This is a genomic window from Paenibacillus nasutitermitis (assembly GCF_014641075.1).
Lineage (GTDB): Bacteria > Bacillota > Bacilli > Paenibacillales > Paenibacillaceae > Paenibacillus_Z > Paenibacillus_Z nasutitermitis.
Genome location: NZ_BMHP01000001.1, coordinates 2,074,876 through 2,095,700 on the forward strand (window position 1 = coordinate 2,074,876; position 20,825 = coordinate 2,095,700).

Here is a 20,825-nt window from a genome sequence, read left to right on the forward strand (position 1 = left end):
CTGCAGGCTTAAATCGAGGAGGAGAAGAAGAGTGAAAAGACGGGTTATGTTGTGGATGGCTTCGGTCTTGATATTCAGCTCGCTTGTCGTTACCCCACTGTCAGTATACGTTCCGAAAGCTCACGCCGCCGCCTATACGACTGAACTATGGAAAGCTGTGGATATCATCCTGCATAGTTCAAAAAGCTATTCAAACCCTTATATAGATGTAGAAATAAATGCCACATTCATCGGTCCCGGCGGAATCAGCATGACCCTGCCAGGATTCTGGGATGGCGGGGATACGTGGAAGTTCCGATTTGCGCCTACCGTGACAGGGAATTGGTCTTATGCTACTACGGCTTCTGATCCGACGGATACCGGGCTGCATGGGCAAACAGGAACCGTTGTGAGTCAACCTTATACCGGTTCACTGGAAATTTATAAACATGGATTCGTCAAAGCCGATTCTTCGAATCGATTTCTGACCTATAACGATGGGACGCCTTTCTATTGGCTTGCGGACACGCATTGGATGGGATTGTCTTACCGGGAAAAATGGGGGGCTTCCAACGACCCCCGATGGTCGTCCCAATATAAGGGGATGGTTGACCAACGGGTCAAACAAGGGTATTCCGTTTATCAGATGAACTTTTTTGCTTTCGAGCAGGGCGATGTTGATAAAAGCGGAACCTATAATGAAGGCGGCCATGTTTGGAACTATACCCGGTACGATTCAAATGCATCCAGTTTTATAACCTCCAGCAGTCAATACGATAGCTATGTTGCTCATCCAAGTAAAGCACTGGACGAACGAGAAGGGACGATGTGGAAAGCAGCATCGAATACGTATCCACAGTGGTTTTCCATTGATCTTAAATCAGTCACGGCACTTGGTAAGATCGACACGCTGTTCGGAGAAAACGACACCTGGAAATACAAAATTGAAGGCTCCGCGGATAATATTACTTATACAACCCTGGCCGATCGGACAACTGGCGTTTCGGGAGACTCCTTCTCCGATTCCGTTACGGCGAATGTCAGGTATGTAAAAATCACCATTACGGGAACAACCGGAGGGAGTACGCCATCGATCCGGGAATTCAAGGCCTATAATTCGGCAGGTTCTATTTTGAATTGGAAGGGGTTCGCATCGGATTTGAATCCCGGCTTCTGGCAAAATTCCGATCTTCGTATCCAGTATGCAATCGATAAGGGACTCGTCGTGGCATTGGGAATCGATTGGGGACGGCTGTTGGACAGCGGCAATGAAGCGGATTACAAACGGATGGCCCGTTATATCGTTGCCCGGTATGGCGCTTATCCAACAGTTTGGACAGGCGGCGGGGAGTATGGTCAAGGCAGTGCGGCCAGTTGGAAAAACGTACTCGATTACACGTATTCGATAGATGCTTACAAACGAGCAAATACGCTTCATAATGATTACACGAACACGATTTCATTCCGTAATGACAATGCCTATCATTTTGATTTCCTGCAAGGCGGTCATGGTGTGTTAAGAGATAAAAGTTATTGGTTGGAACATTACAACGCGACTCCGACCAAGGTTGTCATCGAAGGAGAAGCCAATTATGAGAACATTAATGGTATACCTTCCTCCTATACGAGGGAAACAGCCTGGAATGCGAATATGGCTGGCAGTGCAGGATTTTCTTACGGTTCTGAAGGATTATGGCAGGCAACTTGGGATAGCAATGACATATGGCAGGTGTGGGGAGGGCTTCCGACTCCTTGGTATGAAGCCATAGATAAGCAAGCCGGAGAACAAATGCGTTACATGAAAGACTTCTTCGAAGCAGTAAACTGGTGGACACTACAGCCAAACAATTCGGTTATTTCCTGGAGCGGAGCCCCAACGGGAACGCAAGAACCAGCTGCAAAAACAAACACAGATCGATCATCAATTGTTGCGTACTTGCCCTCAACGACGACGGCATATAACGGTACTCTGAACGGGTTGAATGCATCCGCAACTTATATGGCCAAATGGATGAACCCACGAACCGGCAAATACACGACAATAAACGCAGGATTTTCTCCGAATACAGCGGGGCAATGGAGCATTCCCCCTCAACCTTCGGTAGAAGATTGGACGTTATGGGTGGCCAGGATATCAAATTCGGTGGCATCTCCTGTTATGAATATTGGCGGCGGCACGTACGATTCTATGCAAGGCGTAACGATTGCTTCAGATACTAGCGGGGCAACCATTCATTATACGACTGACGGATCGACGCCAACTCTGGCAAGTCCGGTATACACCAGCCCATTACTTCTTACATCTCCTCATCCGGAGACGATCGTCATTAAAGCGATTGCCGTGAAGAGCGGAATGGTTAATAGTCCTCAAGCCATTGAATATTATAAACTCCTAACAGGGAATTTGGCGCTTAATCGGACCTACAGCAGTTCTTCCCAATATGACATAAATCAGACAGCAGGGAAGGCCTTTGATGGGACGGCTTCTAATTGGCAGGCGGCATCCGGGAATTACGCGAACGAATGGTTACAGGTGGATTTTGGCAGCAATGTAACCTTTAATACCGCCATAATCAGCGAATACGGCAATCGTACGACAGGGTTCCGAATTGAATACTGGAATGGTACAACTTGGGCAACAGCCTATACCGGGACGTCTATTGGCAATTATGGTTCTCCTCGAACGATCACTTTTCCAGCCGTAACTGCGAGTAAAGCGCGCCTTTATTTTACAGCTGGCACAAGTTTTCAACCCATTATTTACGAGTTTGAGCTATTAAATCGAAATCATGCTTTAAACTTGCCGGTATCCAATTATAGCAGCTCTTCACAATATGATAGCAGTCAATCCGCTTATCAGGCATTTGACGGGTCACCCACGACCAACTGGCAAGCCAGTAATAACTTGTTCTCGGGACAATGGCTCGCGGTCGATTTCGGACAACCGGTTACCTTCAGCAAAGCGGTGCTAACCGAATACGGCAACCGTACGACAGGCTATAGAATCGATTATTGGAGCGGCTCGACCTGGACAACAGCTTATACGGGAACTACAATCGGCGATGTCAACACTCCGAAAACAGTCACATTTCCGGCTGTCACCGGTAGCAAGGCCCGGCTCTATTTTATATCCGGCACCGGACAACCCATTATCTATGAATTTGCGGTCTACTAAAAAGAGTATCCACATAAACATTATTACGAATGAAGTCCGCTTAAGCAGCGGGCTTTTTTTTATCAATTTCCCGTTCAAGATTAGTGCATTAAGGGGTACCGCCAACAAAACGCGAAAAACGTACGCTAAGCAATAATTATAACGAAAATCGCATAAATTTGTTTACGTGTTCTCGGTGATGGTATAAAAAACTATTGGGGAAAAAGCCGCAGGCTATGACTTGATAAATAAAGTCGTAGACTACAGCTTCTTCATTTGAACGTTTCTGTTTGTTTTACTTAAATAAACAGGAGTACCTTCTGGTGTTACTGATCCACTTTCCACTTTACCAATTTCTGAAATTTACGAATTGTTAGCCATAGCTAATTCCCAAGCGTGAATGTAATGTTTCCCCCCGACATTGACGTAGTCGGCGAACTCTGTTTCTGTTTCTATTTCAGGCCCTGGTGCAGGATTTGGTTTTAATTGTGAACAACCAGTTATCATCGATTTCTAGACGATTACTCAGTCTAAAGGGTTGCAGGGCAACTACACTATTCTACCCGTGGTTCTTCTTAATCGTCGCTCGTCTACATAAAAGTGAAATAAGACACCCGAGTCCATTTTGATATGCTCCCCATACGGTAGACAGGTGAAATAATAAAAACCTGTTACTGTAAGGGGAGCATTCTTTGTGTCTAAACCTAAACTTAATGCTTTAGAGAAGTTGGCTATCCTTCAAGAGATTGAAAGCGGCCATATTGGTAGGAATGCCGCTGTTAGAAAATACGGCTTTAGCAAGTCCACTGTAGCGCAGTGGCAACGTCGTTATCATTTGTACGGTTACGAAGGACTAGAGATCCCCAGTCATAATCGTAGTTATTCTGAAGAGCTTAAACATCAAGCGGTGATGGATTATCTGGGTGGGGGATTGTCGCAGTACCAAATTATCGAGAAGTATAAGATCGCCAGTCGAACCCAACTTACCGATTGGATTAAGAAGTATAATGGTCATAGCAGCTTAAAAGCTTATACAGGGGGAACGCCAGCTATGACCAAGGGACGCTCGACAACATGGCAGGAGAGGATCGACATTGTCCTATACTGCCTTGCATTAGCGGTCATTAGAAATAAGAGTGTCATTCCTTTATGGTTGTTCGTAAGAATACACAACTTGAATGAACAGCTACATGAACTCATAGAGCATTCAGAAAGATCCGATAGCCAACGAACAATTCTTGACAAGTGCAGACATAAATAATAAAATTGCTCCAAACGAAAGGGTGTATTCCATATGCATTTCACGGAAACTGTTAAATTATATCCCAAGAGCTGCTCCGAACAAATCGATAAAACGATGAAGCGTTGTCCGGAGCTTAATCAAAGAGCATCATGCTCTTTCTTCATCGACTGATAGCCTTCAAATTTTTGCGTGGAATTCCATGCTTATTTGGTTGTGCCGTCGGTCGATAAGATGATTAAGGGGCTGTAGACAATAATTCGTCTACAGCCTTTTGTGATACTATGTTCAGTTTCTAGCTGAAGATCGTATTGCTGTACCTATTGTAGAGTACAGAGAAGCAGAGGGCTTGTGCCGAAAGGTGCAATACCCTCTGCTTTTTTGTTTAGGCGTGCCCAGAGGCACGCATCTTCTAGCCGGTGGAAATCCGGTCGCGGGAGGGGCCAAGCCCCCGCGTAGCTAGGATACTTGCGTATGGCGAAATCTGTGCGCAAAAGCGTATCGACAAAAGTACCTGTCAGAGACAGGGCGAGCAACATGCCAGGCCGTAACATGAAGTGAATCCTGCCGCGTCGTCAAAAAGGCCTCGCAAGAGGGAAAAGAGGAAGCCGAGTCTCGCTAAACTGGACCGAAGGCCATGGAAGCTGTTAGGAACTTGGAGCGACAGCGAGGAATCCTCCGGCGTATGGGGATCGGTATGGCATGAAAGAGGATGCAGTGAACTGGGGAGACCCTCCCCTGCACGGTTTTTTTTTGAACCCGTAAAGAGGCGCTCTATAAGCCCGGAAGGTGAAGTGAGCCGTCTGCAGGAAGGGAGTCCGAGGGGCTCATACTACCAAAGAATCGCAGGACAACATAACCTGCGGGAGGGAAGGAGCCCTGCTTTGTTCACGTTTCTTAAGGAGGTACGAGTCAGTGAATGCCAAACGGCTAACAACACCAAAGGAAAACGTTCAACAACTCCAAGAGAAGCTAGGTCATGCGGCCAAGGAAAGCAAGAAACGCAGATTCCACGCGCTGTACGACAAGATCTACCGGATGGATATCTTATGGGAAGCATGGCGGAGGGTTAAGGCCAACAAAGGATCGGCGGGTATCGACGGTGAAACGCTGTCGGACATCGAGAAGAGGGGAGAGCATCTCTTTTTACTCGAATGCCATCGAATTCTAAAGACAGGCAACTACCACCCACAGCCCGTCAGGCGTCATTACATCCCGAAAAAGGACGGGAAGCAGAGGCCTTTAGGCATTCCCACCGTCCGAGATCGCGTCATACAGATGGCGACGAAACTGGTTATGGAGCCGATCTTTGAAGCGGATTTTCAGGAATCCTCGTATGGATTCCGTCCGAAGCGAGGCGCGAAGCAAACGCTCGATCGAATCCGGAAAGCATGCAACCGCAAAGGCAATTGGGTGGTTGACGTCGACATCCAAGGCTACTTTGACAACATCAACCAAGAGAAGCTTATGAAGCTGGTGGAAATGCGAATCAGCGATAGACGTATCGTGAAGCTAGTGCGGAAGTGGTTAAAGGCGGGGGTCATGGAGGAAGGAACGGTGAGACGCTCGGATTTGGGAACGCCGCAGGGCGGTGTTATTTCACCGCTCTTGGCGAACATCTATCTGAACTACTTCGACATCCTGTGGGAACGACACGGCAGCGGAACCGGGGAACTTACGCGTTACGCGGATGATCTCGTGGTTGTGTGCAAGACAAAGAAAGACGCAGACCGAGCGTACGAAATCATTCGTGCGATTATGGATCGTCTGGAGCTAACCCTGCATCCGACTAAAACGCGCATTGTCGGACTTTGGACAGGAGAAGAAGGCTTCGACTTTCTGGGCATGCACCATCGTAAAACGAAAGCCGAAACGTCGAGAGGACAAGTGTACTACACGACCCAACAATGGCTGGCTCGGAAAGCGGAAGATCGAATCCGGGAGGTAGTAAAAGAACGTCTGGCTCCGCCGAACATGAGGCATAAATCATTTCTCGAACAGGTGGAATGGCTGAATCCCAAGATTCAGGGGTAGAGGAACTATTACTACACGGCCTACAGCCAATTAAAGCTGGCAAAGTTGGACGGGTACATTTTGCAGAGGCTTACGAGATGGTATGCCAGGAAGAGGCAACGCGCAAGGTGGATGGGTTCGTTTCAAGAAGTGAAGCACATGGCCAAACATTATGGACTCAAGACGCTCTTGTAATCTGCATGCACATGAATGACGAACATCGGAAAGCCGTATGAGGGAAAACCTCACGTACGGTTTGATGAGGAGGGGCAGATTTCTCTGCCCTTTACTCTAGAAAGGAGAATATAGTATGAGTTTACTTGATGTAATCGATATGTCGCATTCCTTTGGCGATAAAACACTGTACAAACAGGTAAATTTTGAGTTGTGTAAAGGGGAACACTTAGGTGTGGTTGGACAGAACGGAACAGGAAAAAGTACGTTGATCGGCATTTTGACAGGCGAGATTATTCCCGATAAGGGGACTGCAAAATGGCAGCCCAACATTCAAATCGGTTATCTTGACCAATATGCTGTTATCAATGGAAGCCATACGATTTTGAACTACTTGAAAACGGCATTTTTGGATTTGTTTGAACTTGAAAGAAAGATGAACGCACTCTATGAAGAAAGCGCCATTACTGGCAATGAAGATCAACTGCTGAAAGCCGCAGAACATCAGGAGCAGCTCGAAATGCATGATTTTTATTCTTTAGACAGCACGATCAATAAAGTGATCAACGGCCTGGGGCTTAACGCCATCGGAATTGACCGTCCAATTCGGGAGTTAAGCGGCGGGCAGCGTGCCAAAGTGATTCTGGCAAAGCTTCTCTTAGAAAAACCGGATGTCTTATTGCTTGACGAGCCCACAAATTTTCTTGACAAAGGGCATGTTGATTGGCTAGCTGACTATTTAGCGACGTTTAAAAATGCATTCGTTGTTGTATCACACAACCAGACCTTTCTTGAAAAGGTTTCAACTTGCATTTGCGATATTGAAGGCGAATCGATCAAAAAATATCATGGTAAATTCTCGGATTTTCTCCGACAAAAGGAACATTTACGGGAGGATTATATTCGGCAATACAATGCCCAGAAGAAAAGAATCGGAAAGACGGAAGAATATATCCGGAGAAATATAGCTGGAGTTAATTCCAGAATTGCTCAAGGACGACGAAAACAGCTTGAAAAAATCGATAGAATCGCTCCACCGGGTTTTGCCTCTAAACCATCAATCCGGTTTCGTGAACTTCCTCTTTCCGCACAGGTGGTGCTCAGGGTAAATGATCTGGAGGTTGGATATGTTACATCTCTGCTGCCCAAATTAAATTTTTCAGTTACGGGAGGGCAAAAGCTTGTGATTACCGGTTTTAACGGAATCGGAAAATCAACTTTGCTCAAAACATTGATTGGAAATATTCAGAGTGTATCCGGCGGTTTTCGGTTTGCGGAACAAGTCAAGATCGGTTATTACGAGCAGGACCTCATCTGGGAGGACGATGCAATGACACCGATCCAGATCATATCGGCGCGTTATCCTAAACTGAGCATGAAAGAAATTCGCCGTCATTTGGCACAATGCGCTTTAAAGGACACCCATGTTTCACAGACCATCTCTACATTGAGTGGAGGCGAGCAGTCAAAGGTGAAATTATGCCGCTTGCTGCTTTCACCATGTAATATGCTAATCCTGGATGAACCGACCAATCACTTGGACGCTGAAGCAAAAGACGCTTTGCAAAAAGCTTTGATTCAATTTGACGGAAGTTTGATACTGGTTTCTCATGAAGAAAAATTTTATCAAGGATGGGTTGATAGTCTTCTCAACATAGAGGATAGCATGCTGTGAACTCCATCGAACGACTAGGTAACGAAGAACTGAAAAAACGAGGAGTGTAAATAGATTTATGAGTAACAACGACAACGAGTGGAAAAGGAAAATTATCCTGTTCCTGACTGCACAAACAATATCATTATTCGGTTCATCATTGGTTCAATATGCGATTATTTGGCATATTACCCTTACGACCACATCAGGAGTTATGATGACGATTTCCACTGTCTGCGGTTTTCTGCCGCAGATTGTCATATCCCTGTTTGCCGGCGTATGGATTGACCGTTACAATCGCAAAAAAATGATTATGCTGGCTGATGGGATGATTGCATCCGTGACGCTTATCATGGCGGTATTGTTTTTAACGGGTTATCAATCTATCTGGCTGCTCTTTATTCTATTGCTTATTCGATCGGCAGGAACCGGAATACAAATCCCGGCTTATAACGCTGTTATTCCCCAGATTGTCCCAAAAGATAAGCTTATGAAAGTAAATGGAGTAAACAGCAGTATTTCGTCCTTGATGATGTTTCTTTCACCGGCGGCAAGCGGGGCGATTCTCTCCATAACGACAATTGAAGCGACGTTTTTTATTGATGTTATTACCGCAGTCATCGGGATTAGTATCATGCTGACCATTGCCGTACCCTCTCATGCAAATATGACTAGTCGGCACAAATCTAATTTGCTCGACATTAAACAAGGGTTTGTATATTTGAAAGATCACACCTTATTAAAACGATTGCTCCTTTTTCTGTTTGTCATTATGATTTTGATAAGTCCAGCTGCCTTTTTAACGCCCCTCATGGTGAGCCGTTCCTTCGGTGGGGAAGTGTGGAGGCTGACGGCAAGTGAGATGACCTTTAGCGCTGGAGCAATAGCCGGAGGCATTGTGATTGCAACTTGGGGAGGTTTCCGAAACCGCATGCATACCACTATATTAGCGTGCGCTTTCTATGGCTTGCTGATGGTAGGGCTGGGTGTCGCTCCGGAATTTGTCATGTATTTATTGTTTAACTTTTTAATTGGAATTACAATGCCCTGTTTCAACGCGCCAATTACAGTATTATTGCAGGAAAAAGTTGAGTCTTCCATGCATGGCAGAATATTTAGTCTTGTACAAGTTTCAAACTCCTGCGCCTTGCCGTTAGGGATGGTCTTGTTTGGTCCGTTGGGGGATATTGTGCGGGTGGAGAGTATACTCATATTTGCTGGGATCATGGTGGTTGCCTGTGCACTTTATGCTTTATTTAGCAAACGTTTCATTGCAGAATAGAGGCATGAGTAGCAGTAAGGCATTGTAATTGTTTGCGTGACTAAGATCCAGGGACCGATGAGCTAATTGGTTCATTGGGGTGATATGTTCGACCTTAGATTTGACATACTGTATTGCCAATCTTGAAAGAGGTCGCATCCTTTTGAAACATTAAGTTAAAATAACACCGGGGTTTCCTGGTGTTATTTTAATGGAGGAATTTTGAGTGACTCATTGGTTCTACACGGATAATAATACTTGCCATCCGACGGCAGGATCTACAAATATTTTTCATTCATTAAGTTAAGGAGATTAAACAGCGATGCTCCGGGTAGTACGACTCGGACCAGCTTAGAGTAAGAAAAAACGCCAAGTCGATCACGTCCGAGGGCTTAGCGTATATTTTCGTTAAAATGTTGGCGGGACCCCATTAAGGACGTATGTATAAATTAATGGCGTTAAATAAATTGTCGAATCACGCGAAATAAAGCTGTCCATCCAGCAATTAATTATTTAACCGCATTAATTAATGGCGTTAATCAATAGCGGATACTACGACAGAGGTTTCATCAACGATTGGTAACAGCAATAATATATTCTATTGCAGCAACTATTTATTGTAAAACAATAAATGATGTGTTAAAGTCAAATTAAATTTAATTTGATAATAAGTGAGGGGCTTTTTATGAAACAAGGAACAACACTCTTCTTAAAGGCGGCTGTTATTTTACTTGGAATCCCGGTTCTTGCTTTGTGCATATTCGTGGTGCCTGAAATCGCGAATTTTGCAGCAGAATTGTATTCAAGATCTTATATGAAATATTACGTTTTCATCGATTTGTATGCAACGGTGATCCCTTTTTATTTTGCTTTGTATCAAGCTTTTAAACTTTTAAGCTATATTGACAAGAACAAAGCTTTCTCGGAATTATCTGTACAGGCTTTAAAAAAAATAAAATACTGTGCGATCACCATCAGCGTTTTGTATGTGGCGGGCATGCCACTGTTTTATCTCATAGCTGAGAGGGACGATGCCCCAGGTATCATCGTAATCGGAATGGTCATCATTTTTGCCTCCTTGGTGATTGCCGTTTTTGCTGCTGTTCTCCAAAAGCTCCTTAAAGAGGCGATTGATATAAAATCAGAAAATGATTTGACGGTCTGAGGTGAATAATATGGCGATTATTATCAATATTGATGTGATGCTGGCCAAGAGAAAAATGAGCGTAACCGAACTTTCGGAGAGGGTTGGCATAACAATGGCTAATCTCTCCATTTTGAAAAATGGAAAGGCAAAAGCGATCCGATTATCTACTTTAGAGGCGATTTGTAAGGCATTAGAATGCCAGCCTGGCGATATATTAGAATACAGAAGTGAGGAAGATACCACCATTATCGAGTAGTGTCTAAAAAACAGTCGGGGAATAAAGGGCTTTTTATTTTATTTTGAGGAGCACTCTGCCTCTACCGTGTCTTAGCTCACTCTTCGTATGTGCTTGGCGAACGGAATCCAGATCAAATACATTTGGTGCTTCCGTTTTGATCACCCCGCTAGCCATCAGATTGGCTAAGGCAATAAAATCTTTACGATGCGGAACTCCCATGACGAAAGCGCCAGTTACCCCAATTAGAGCCGCTTGTTCCTCTGAAGGCGGTTGAACCAGGGAAACAAGCTTCCCGCTTTTTTTTAAAATAGACCAAGCCTGGTTTTGGACTTCCCCACCAACGTTATCGATAACCAAGTCCACTTTCTCTTTTAGTTCATTCAGTTTCACCTTGGTATAATCAAACACTAGATCCGCTCCGAGCGATTCGACAAACGAAATATTGGACGGAGAAGCAGTTGCCAGCACGTAAGCTCCACGGTTCTTGGCCAATTGTACCGCGAATTGGCCTACACCTCCGGCGGCACCTGTAATTAGGACTTTTTGATCCTCCTGTAAATTGCCGATATGAAAGAGAGCTTTCCAAGCCGATGCTCCTCCGCCGGGAATCATGGCAGCTTCTTTAAAACCCAGATTTTCCGACATTGGAAAGATCTCGGTTTCTTTGCCAATCGCATACTCTGAATAAGCTCCCTTTACATTACCAAAAACAAATTGCCCTACTTTAAAGCCAGTTACGTCAGGTCCAAGCTGTGCTACGACACCGGATACAGCAAACCCTGGGACATAAGGAAATTCAACTGGGAAAAATGCTTGCGCAAATCCGCTGCGGATTGCACAATCCAACGGAAGCACACCAGCATAATGCACCTCAATCAATAGCTCGCCTGGTTGTGGTGCAGGAATCTGCGATGATTCGACGCTAAGCACATCTGGCCATCCAAAAGAATGAACAAAGACGGTTTTCATCATGATCACACCTTTCGAATAGAATAAGATAACTGACACATGCACTTGGTCATGGTCATGGATCACATGGTAAACTATAGAGTGCGCTCCATAGCAATACTCTTTCGAACTTTGCTATAATAAACGTATGAAAGAAAATTATTCGAGCAAGCAAGTTTCCCAAGCGACGGGATTAAGCATACATACCATGCGTTATTACGAGCGGATCGGATTAATTGACGGCATCGAACGCGATAAAAATGGGTATCGTCTATTTTCGGAATCCGATATCGGCTGGTATAAATTTTTGAATTATTTTCGAGCGATGGGAATGCCCATTCAAGAGATGCAGAAATTTGCCGCCATGAGGAATCCGGTAGTCTCGACGTTAACGGCCCGCCGGGAATTGATGGAAACGTACCGCAAAAAAGTTTATGAACAGATGAAAGAATTAGAACGCACACTGGTGAATATCGATCACAAAATAGGCTATTTCAAAATATTAGAGGAAGTGGAAAAAAGGAACACGTACGAGTAATTCATTACGAATCCATATCAAGATGGAAAGCAAGGGAATTGACGGGGACACCCCTATTGTCGGTGAATAATCAGATTTTCTATCAGACAGGATTCAACAACAAGTGGCTTCCGGTCATCCGGCAGCCTCTTCACGTATGCGGAGTAGCCCATCGATCCTTATGCTCTGATTATTCAGTATGACCAATGGGCAGCTTGATCGTAAAGGCAGAACCGACTCCGAGAACGCTGTGTACATCGATCATGCCTTGATGAGACGCCACATATTCCTTCGCGATAGCCAGACCGAGTCCCATACCGCCGTTATTCCGGCTCCTCGCTTCATCCGTCCTGTAGAAACGGTTGAACACGTGAGGGATATGATCAGGCGCTATGCCTTGTCCGGTGTCCGCAATCTCAATTTGTATGAAATGAGAATCGTTTGAAACGGGAGCTTTGACAGTTATCGAAACCGTTCCGCCTACCGCTGTATAACGGAATGCATTCCCTATGATATTAATAAACACCTGTATCATGCGGTGTTGGTCTATCCGGACTTGCGGTAAACTCGGTTCTGCAGTAAACGAAATCGATATATTTTTATCTTCGGCATCCTGCTCAAATCGTTCAATCACGCGTCTAAGCAGAGCAGGCAGATCGGTCGCTTTCAGATTCAACTGCAGCTTGCTGGCCTCGGCAAGAGAGAGCTGATGAAGGTCGTCTACCAAGCGAGTCAGCCGAATGAGCTCGTCTTGGATCGGAAGCATGTTTACGGGTTCAATGAGACGCCCTTCCTGCTGAATCAGATCCAGCTTGCCCCTCACAATCGTGATTGGGGTCCTGAGTTCATGCGCAACATCCGCGACAAGATTCCGGCGAACTTCCTCTGCCTGCACCAATTGACGCGTCATCGCATTCAATGATTTGGCAATTTTTCCATACTCGTTGTCGGAATAAACCGGTGCCTCTGCGGTCAGATCACCTTTTCGTAAACGGTCAATAACGGGAATGATTTCACTTAATGGCCTTGTGAGACGTTTCGCCAGCCAGTAGGCGGCTACGAGTGAGCTGAGAACCAGGATTGCACTGCATATAAGCAACAGGACGGTCACCGAGCTGCCGATCCCGGTCTGGATGATAGCCAGATTGGCCGCTTCCGGATCGGAATAATATAAAACGGCTATGGTCTCATCTTTGAATTCGATACGTTTCTGTATACCGAGCCTTTTTATGCGCTCTTGTGACGCGTCGCCTTTGGCGAACAGCGTTCTTTTTTTTGGCGTCATGAGAATGACGCTCGAATCGGGACGCCCCAAAGAAGGCATTGATTCCAGCTTCAGCTGAATGCCGTCCAACGTTTCGCCTTGTTCATAATGATCGACAATCACCTTCGTGATCTCCTTGATCTCACGACTCCTGTCGGCAAAAGGGATGTGCTCGATGGTTGGCTTTACCACAAATAGCGTAACCAGCACAAACGCTGCAGCCATGGCCGCAATAAAAGCCGTCAAGGTCCAAAATAGTTGTCTCCTGACGCTCATAGCCGATCTCCGAATCGATAGCCGAATCCGTATACCGTTTGGATATATGCGGGATTAGACGGGTCATCTTCGATTTTTTTGCGTATCCGGCTGATGTGGGCATCGACCGTACGCTCGTCGTTCAGGATGTCATCTTCCAGCGCAGCATTCAGCAACTGGAGACGACTGTATACGATTCCGGGTTTGGTTGCCAAAGTGAGCAGCATTTTAAACTCCGTTGGCGTAAGCTGAACTTCTTCATCGCGTTTCCAGATCCGGCACTGAGACTCGGATAGTGACAGCCCGCCACGGCTCAGCGTTTGCTGGTCCGATCCGCTGTCATCCACTCTCCGCAGTACTGAACGAATCCGGGCAACAAGCTCCCGTAGAGAGAAGGGCTTGGTCAGATAATCGTCGGCTCCCACTTCAAGGCCTACAATCTTATCAGTTTCCTCCGTACGCGCCGTTACCATGATAATACCGATGCGGCTTGATTGACGCAGCTGCCGGCAGACCTCAATGCCACTCATCCCCGGCAGCATCCAGTCCAACACGGCCAGGGACGGTCTGAATTCTCTTGCTTTCTCAAGTGCTTCCGTTCCGGATCTGGCAGTTACAATTGTATAACCTTCCTGGCGCAGAAAAGGGACCATGAATTCGATGACTTTTTCCTCGTCATCTACGATTAGAAGGGTATGGGACAAAAGCATCTCACCATCTTTCTACAGACTATCTTCGGTCCATTATACCCGCATTTATCTTTTTTTGTAAAAATTCACAGGAAGCGTAACCCCTCGTCATAAGTTCACAACATTTAGCTGTTAAGATCATTTCATCAGGAGAATCCGGTAAGATATTGCAGGTAAGGCCTCCGTAAAAAAACAAGAAGAGAGGAATGAGTTTCATGAAGCAATCAACCGTAAACAGGGGGGCTGGCTTTTGTTTTTTAGGCGTGGCTGGTCTTTTTGTCATCTGCATCATGACCCAAATCTTTATCGCAGGAATGGCGATTTTTACAGACTCATCGTACTGGCACAGCCACATTGTATTTGTCCGGATATTTGAGTTATTCCCGATTGTAATGCTTCTTCTTTCATTTATTGGTAAGATTTCGACATTTTTGCGCTGGATGAGTGTGTTGTTACTTGTATTCGTCTTTGCACAATATTTTACTGCTAATTTTGATGGAGCAGGTGCGGTTCATCCACTCATTGCGGCAGTTATGCTTTGGGTTTCCATAGTTGTGACTGTGCATGCAAAAAGAAGCATGTTCCCAAAAAAGGAACATGTCCAACCTGAAGGAGTTGAAATCCAATGAAAGAAAAACTAAACTGGTCCCTTATTATAGGGTTGGCGGCGTTAGCACTTGTAAGACCGCTCATGAGTCTATTAGGGTGGCTGGAAAAAATCGGACAGCCAACAGCGAGTATAAGCATTTCCATCGTGATTACCATTATATGGATTGCTGTAGCTGTGTTAGGTCGGGCTGAGCGGCCGCTGATTCACTTAACATTTACCGGTTTAGCCTATGGGGGATTTGCGATTGTAATCAGTGCCATTCTATCACCTATTCTTGATGGCGAACTGCGGGGACCGATTACGAATCCGTTCGCCCTGGTAAGTGTGCTTGCTACCAACGCCATTTGGGGATTTCTCGCGGGACTGGCTGCCGCTGCGATTCAAAAAAAGCTCAAAATAACGGATTAGAATGTTTAAGCAAGGCACGGGGCATTACGATCTCATCTCATAATCCAAACAGAGCAAGGTATAAGAAACCGCAACACTATGTGTCTGCTACAATTAAACATGAGTCAAAAATCCGTATCGCCTTGCTCTATCCTGATCTGAATGAGCTTGTACAAAGCGACCTGATGCAAGAGTCGATCCGCACAACCGGAGCGGTAGTTATGGGACATAGAACCTTTCAAATGGCCAGTGATCCTGATTCCTACGCTGATCATTATGAGTTTCAGGTACCCCTTTTTATCATCACAGAGCAAGTGCCAGAGAGAAAACCAAAAGAGAATAGCAATATAAGTTTTACATTCGTAGATACTGTCGAAGCTGCAATTCAGCAAGCCAAACAAGCCGCCGGAGAAAAAGAAGTCACTGTAGTTGGCGGTCCGAACGTAAAGGCCGGCCTCGTGGATGAATTGCAAATTGGTATCATGCCTATCTTGCTAGGTAAGGGACAGCGGCATTTTGAACACCTTGAAGACATGCAGATCATGCTCAAGAAGACGAAAATCGTTGAAACGGGCCAACGTACTGACATTTGGTTTACTGTTCTAAAGTAATCATACCTTTCATTCCTCGATTTTCACACGAATTGAAGGGCGCGATAACGTTGTTCTATAGAAGGAAAGTAAGAATTTATTATAAAAAGTTTGTCGAGTGACAAGGTCATTCTTCCTTAAAAGTCGCGTAGTTGTGGCTTTTTTTTATTTTGACTCTGTTGAACTCATAATTGATTCAGGGTCATTAGCAAACCGCCTTATTACACGCTGCATCATACAATGTTACGGTCGGATACGCTTCGGTAAAAAGCAATTGCTCCCCGGACAATGAGAACGTCTATTCGACCCCCATCACTGAAATTTCCGAGATTTTATAGACGTAAAGAATCATTTTTTCGGGAAGATTGATCAAATAGGTGTACACCGGGTAATACATATAATATGATCAGACAAAGTATTTTTGTTCACTAATATGATTAAAGTCGAATTATATCGATAAATGGGGGTATACATGCTGATAATGAGGAAGATTATCGTTATATTGGGAAGTGTCTGCTTACTGGTTGGGTGTACGGATTCAAAAATAACGGAAACCGCAGATTTAAAAATTGAGGGAAAGTGGAAGCTTGCAGCCGGCAGCCAATCGTCAGATTGTTTTGCCGAGATGAGATTTTTTGAAAATCCTGAATCAGATTGGGACCCTTTATCCGTTCATGAAACGAAGGACAACTCTACCAAAGTATGGTACGGGGAATACGAGAAGAAAGGAAATGATATTCAGATTGTTTTTCACGAGCCCAAAGCCGAGCCTTTCAATATGGCCGCAGACCATAGCGGAGACGAATTAAAACTTCGGTATGAATGGAAATCGGCAGAGCTAACCTGCTCGTATCAGCCTAATTAACAGCTGTAATCTCGGGACCTCGGTTATCCCATAACGAGCCCCAAGTAAATATGGACCCCCGGCTGATATGAGGTACATGCATATCGCGGTAGGGTAAAGGCTAGGATAAGACAGCCATGGTTAGTTGAACAAACGATGCCGCCGTCCAATCCTTCTTTTATATCGCAAAATGACCATTTTACGTTGTTAGTCAATTGGTACTGAGAAGTGATCACACCTTCCAAATGAAATACCGCTTACAAAGCAAACGAAGTACCGCATACAAAGAAGATATGGATTACGGAGGGAGATAGCATGACACAAATGAAGCAAGTGCCACAACCTAAAACCTACGGTCCGCTGGGCAATCTGCCGATACTGGATTCCGCAGCACCGGTCCAGTCGCTTGTGAAGGTCGCTTCGGAACTCGGGCCGATCTTTCAATTTCAGTTTCCCGGCGGTCGCAAGGAGCTGTACGTCTCCGGCCATGAATACGTTAAGGACGCGTGTGACGAGAAGCGATTTGATAAACGAGTCTGGGCACCGCTCCAGAATGTCCGTCCTTTCACAGGTGACGGTTTGTTTACAAGTGCTACACAGGAGCCAAACTGGAAAAAAGCCCATAACATCCTGCTCTCCAGCTTTAGCCAGCGTGCAATGCAAAACTACCATACCAAAATGGTTGATATCGCCATACAACTTACCCAGAAATGGGCTCGGCTCAATCCGGACGAACCCGTGGACGTTCCTGCCGACATGACTCGTCTGACATTGGATACCATCGGTCTGTGCGGATTTAATTACCGGTTTAACAGCTTCTATCGCGAAGACAATCATCCTTTTATCGGAAGCATGGTGCGGGCTCTCGATGAGGGCATGAACCAGCTTCACCGTCTGGGCATACAGGACCTATTTATGATTAAAAAGAAACGGCAGTTTCAGCAGGACATACAATCCATGTTCTCCCTTGTGGATGAACTCATCCAAGACCGCAAGAAGCATGGCGGTGAAGAAGGGGACTTGCTTGCACATATGCTCGAAGGTGTCGATCCCGATACAGGTGAGCGTCTCGATCATGAGAACATCCGTTATCAGATGATCACGTTTCTTATCGCAGGTCATGAGACGACAAGCGGATTGCTTTCCTTTGCCATTTATTATTTGATGAAAAATCCGGAAGCCTTGCATAAGGCGGTCAGCGAAGTGGACCGTGTGCTGAAAGATCCCATTCCGACCTACAACCAGGTCAGGGACCTCAAATATGTCCGTATGGTTCTCAGCGAGTCGCTGCGCTTATGGCCGACGGCGCCTGCCTTCTCGTTATATGCAAAAGAAGATACGGCAATCGGCGGAACCTACCCGATCAAGAAAGGAGACAGCGTGACAGTCCTAATTCCGGGACTGCATAGAGATACCCGGGTGTGGGGAAACGACGTGGAGGTGTTTAGACCAGAGCGCTTTGAAGATCCGAGCAAGGTGCCGCATGATGCGTACAAACCATTTGGTAATGGACAACGCGCTTGTATCGGACAGCAGTTTGCTCTGCAGGAAGCAACATTGGTGCTTGGCATGGTTCTCAAATATTTTGAACTGATCGAAGACCAGCATTACGAACTGAAGGTCAAAGAGACACTCACTTTGAAACCGGAAGGTTTCCATATTAAAGTTCGAAGCCGTCAAGACGTGAACGCTCTCTTGTTTTCGGGAGGAGGTAAGGGTGCAACGGCCGTATCGGAGAAGCGGGAATATGCCAGGTCTGATATTTCTGCGACAAATGCCCATCATACACCGCTGCTTGCTTTGTTCGGGTCCAATCTGGGCACGGCTGAAGGAATTGCCAGAGAGGTAGCGGATACTGCGAAGCACTTAGGGTTCGACAGCAAGGTTGGCGCACTGGATGACTTTGCCGGAAGGCTTCCGAAGGAAGGGGTTGTAGTGATTGTTACTGCCTCGTATAACGGACAGCCGCCTACTAATGCTAAAGCTTTTATGGAATGGCTGGAGATTGCGGATCTATCTGAAATCCAGGGCGTTCGTTATGCGATTTTCGGCTGTGGGGATCACAACTGGGCAAGCACATATCAGCGCATTCCCCGCTTGATTGACGAGCAGCTTGAGGAGAAGGGGGCGCAGCGAATGATTCCAAGGGGCGGAAGCGATGCGAGCGGCGATTTTGAACAGGAAGTCGTTGAATGGACGGAGCATTTATGGCCGGATCTGATGCAAACGCTCGGATTGCCGGTTATAACGGATAAACAGTCGAAGCTCAGTACCTTGTCCATCCAGTTTGTCCAGGGAACGGCTGCCGTTCCACTGGCAGAAACCTACCAAGCGGTGACCGGGCGCATCGTTAACAGCCGCAATCTGCAGCATACGGACAGTGGAAGGATCACGCAGCATATTGAAATCTCGCTGCCAGAGGGAACGGACTACAACGAGGGAGATCATTTGGGGGTTCTGCCGTTCAATTCAGCTGTGCAGATTCGACGAGTACTCCAAAGATTCAATCTGGATGCAGACGCCCACCTCATATTGTCTGCTGAAGGAAGAAGCGGTGCGCATTTGCCGACAGGCGTTCCTGTCCGTCTTGACGAACTGCTGTCCCGCTGCATAGAACTGCAGGAGCTTGCTACAAGGGCGCAGATTCGAGAAATGGCCGCATATACGGTATGTCCACCGCATGCCAAAGAACTTCAAGAACTGCTTGTGGAAGCGGCCTATCAGACCGATGTGCGGGCAAAACGGATCACCATGCTTGACTTGCTGGAACAGTATGAATCCTGCGAGCTGCCGTTTGAGAGATTTCTTGACCTCCTGCCCCCTTTGAAGCCGAGATATTATTCGATTTCCAGCTCTCCGAAGGTCAGCCAAAATACGGCAAGCATTACAGTCGGTGTCGTTCGGGACAGTGCTTGGAGCGGTCGGGGAGAGTATCGGGGCGTTGCTTCCAACTATTTGGCCGAATTGGGGACAGGCGCAGAGATATTGATGTTTATTCGTTCGTCTGAATCGGGCTTTGCGCTGCCAGAGGACCCGGCAACACCAATGATTATGATCGGTCCGGGCACGGGTGTCGCTCCGTTCAGGGGATTTATCCAAGCCAGACAAGCGCTCCGTAAGGCTGGGCAGGAACTGGGTGCTGCTCATCTGTACTTCGGCTGCCGCAATCCGGAGCACGACTACCTTTACCGCGAGGAATTTGACGAGGCCGAGAATGAGGGTCTCGTGACATTGCATACCGCCTTCTCGAGAGTAGAAGGTACGCAAAAGTGTTATGTCCAGCATTTGTTGAAGCAAGATGTGGAAATGCTGCTGCCTTTACTTGAGGCAGGAGCTCGAATGTATATATGCGGCGACGGCACCCGTATGGCACCGGAGGTGGAACAAACGCTGATTGATTCCTATCGGGATCGTCATGGCGTGAATGCCGATGATGCTGCCGCCTGGTTGTCCGGGTTGGAATCGGCGGGACAAGTTGTAAAAGACGTTTGGGCCGGGTGATTATGAACTGTGGTAAAGTTACGCAGTGGTTGATCTAGTTCGGCGAAGCTATCGAAGCTGTACTGATTTTCGCTTTGCTCCAGCGGTATCTATTTGAATAGAAGTAGCCATAAAAAAATGCCTGTTTCTTATGCCTTTGCAGAAGAGACAGGCTTATTTGACTTGGGAACGATGGAATCAGAACAGAAATAGCGTACACAGACTCACCTCCTGGGGATACTGTCACATCAGCCGGATCACCATCAATGCTTTAGACAAATGATGTGATTGGTAAAATGAACTTGACATGTTACACATCTGCAACTAATATGGTGATATACAAAGTCCATTTAGCCTATTACAAGTAAAGGAATTACCTAT

Annotated in this window: 16 protein-coding genes; 13 read left to right on the top strand and 3 right to left on the bottom strand. The window is 46.1% G+C overall.

Translation table 11 applies throughout. The features are described from left to right. Positions 1-31: 31 nt before the first annotated feature. From IEY46_RS08795 to IEY46_RS08825, 7 genes are all read left to right on the top strand, one after another. The gene (locus IEY46_RS08795) at positions 32-3,154 is read left to right on the top strand and encodes a discoidin domain-containing protein (RefSeq protein WP_188991055.1); all 3,123 of its coding nucleotides are present in this window, start codon (positions 32-34) and stop codon (positions 3,152-3,154) included. Between the two features lie 673 nt (positions 3,155-3,827). After that, complete coding sequence (locus tag IEY46_RS08800) at positions 3,828-4,394, top strand: helix-turn-helix domain-containing protein (RefSeq protein ID WP_188991057.1); 567 nt, start codon at positions 3,828-3,830, stop codon at positions 4,392-4,394. Positions 4,395-5,288: 894 nt separating this feature from the next. Beyond that, complete coding sequence (gene ltrA, locus IEY46_RS08805) at positions 5,289-6,407, top strand: group II intron reverse transcriptase/maturase (protein WP_229750157.1); 1,119 nt, start codon at positions 5,289-5,291, stop codon at positions 6,405-6,407. Positions 6,408-6,696: 289 nt separating this feature from the next. Beyond that, positions 6,697-8,235 carry an ABC-F family ATP-binding cassette domain-containing protein gene (locus IEY46_RS08810; RefSeq protein ID WP_188991059.1) on the top strand — a complete coding sequence of 513 codons (1,539 nt, stop codon included), beginning with the start codon at positions 6,697-6,699 and terminating at the stop codon, positions 8,233-8,235. A 58-nt stretch (positions 8,236-8,293) separates the two neighbouring features. Beyond that, positions 8,294-9,496, top strand: coding sequence for an MFS transporter (locus IEY46_RS08815; RefSeq protein ID WP_188991060.1), 1,203 nt, complete (start codon positions 8,294-8,296; stop codon positions 9,494-9,496). 664 nt (positions 9,497-10,160) lie between these two features. Beyond that, a complete protein-coding gene (locus tag IEY46_RS08820; RefSeq protein WP_188991062.1) occupies positions 10,161-10,640 on the top strand; it encodes a DUF2975 domain-containing protein in 480 nt (159 codons plus the stop codon). Between the two features lie 10 nt (positions 10,641-10,650). Beyond that, positions 10,651-10,878: a helix-turn-helix domain-containing protein gene (locus IEY46_RS08825; protein WP_188991064.1), complete on the top strand. Its 228-nt coding sequence runs from the start codon at positions 10,651-10,653 to the stop codon at positions 10,876-10,878. Between the two features lie 33 nt (positions 10,879-10,911). Here IEY46_RS08825 and IEY46_RS08830 read toward each other — a convergent pair whose 3' ends face one another. Further along, a complete protein-coding gene (locus tag IEY46_RS08830) occupies positions 10,912-11,832 on the bottom strand; it encodes an NADP-dependent oxidoreductase (RefSeq protein ID WP_188991066.1) in 921 nt (306 codons plus the stop codon). Positions 11,833-11,956: 124 nt separating this feature from the next. On the opposite strand from IEY46_RS08830, the gene IEY46_RS08835 reads away from it, so the two are divergent. Further along, entirely contained in the window at positions 11,957-12,346 is a 390-nt protein-coding gene (locus IEY46_RS08835) for a MerR family transcriptional regulator (protein WP_188991068.1), read from the top strand. Positions 12,347-12,515: 169 nt separating this feature from the next. On the opposite strand, the gene IEY46_RS08840 is transcribed toward IEY46_RS08835, so the two are convergent. Together IEY46_RS08840 and IEY46_RS08845 are read right to left on the bottom strand one after the other, a co-directional pair. Beyond that, entirely contained in the window at positions 12,516-13,865 is a 1,350-nt protein-coding gene (locus IEY46_RS08840) for a sensor histidine kinase (protein ID WP_188991070.1), read from the bottom strand. Beyond that, positions 13,862-14,548, bottom strand: a complete 687-nt coding sequence (locus IEY46_RS08845) for a response regulator (RefSeq protein ID WP_188991826.1) — start codon at positions 14,546-14,548, stop codon at positions 13,862-13,864. Before IEY46_RS08845 ends, IEY46_RS08840 begins: the two co-directional genes overlap by 4 nt. A gap of 200 nt (positions 14,549-14,748) precedes the next feature. Here IEY46_RS08845 and IEY46_RS08850 point away from each other — a divergent pair, with 200 nt between their 5' ends. The 5 genes from IEY46_RS08850 to IEY46_RS08870 all read left to right on the top strand — a co-directional run bounded on the left by IEY46_RS08850 (position 14,749) and on the right by IEY46_RS08870 (position 20,465). Further along, positions 14,749-15,162 (top strand): DUF6220 domain-containing protein, encoded by a 414-nt coding sequence (locus tag IEY46_RS08850; RefSeq protein ID WP_188991072.1) that lies wholly within the window; start codon positions 14,749-14,751, stop codon positions 15,160-15,162. Then, positions 15,159-15,551, top strand: coding sequence for a hypothetical protein (locus tag IEY46_RS08855; protein WP_188991074.1), 393 nt, complete (start codon positions 15,159-15,161; stop codon positions 15,549-15,551). Before IEY46_RS08850 ends, IEY46_RS08855 begins: the two co-directional genes overlap by 4 nt. A gap of 80 nt (positions 15,552-15,631) precedes the next feature. Further along, the gene (locus tag IEY46_RS08860; RefSeq protein ID WP_188991076.1) at positions 15,632-16,141 is read left to right on the top strand and encodes a dihydrofolate reductase family protein; all 510 of its coding nucleotides are present in this window, start codon (positions 15,632-15,634) and stop codon (positions 16,139-16,141) included. Between the two features lie 451 nt (positions 16,142-16,592). Next, positions 16,593-16,985: a hypothetical protein gene (locus IEY46_RS36290; RefSeq protein ID WP_229750159.1), complete on the top strand. Its 393-nt coding sequence runs from the start codon at positions 16,593-16,595 to the stop codon at positions 16,983-16,985. A 294-nt stretch (positions 16,986-17,279) separates the two neighbouring features. Further along, positions 17,280-20,465 (top strand): bifunctional cytochrome P450/NADPH--P450 reductase, encoded by a 3,186-nt coding sequence (locus IEY46_RS08870; RefSeq protein WP_188991080.1) that lies wholly within the window; start codon positions 17,280-17,282, stop codon positions 20,463-20,465. Positions 20,466-20,825: the final 360 nt, after the last annotated feature.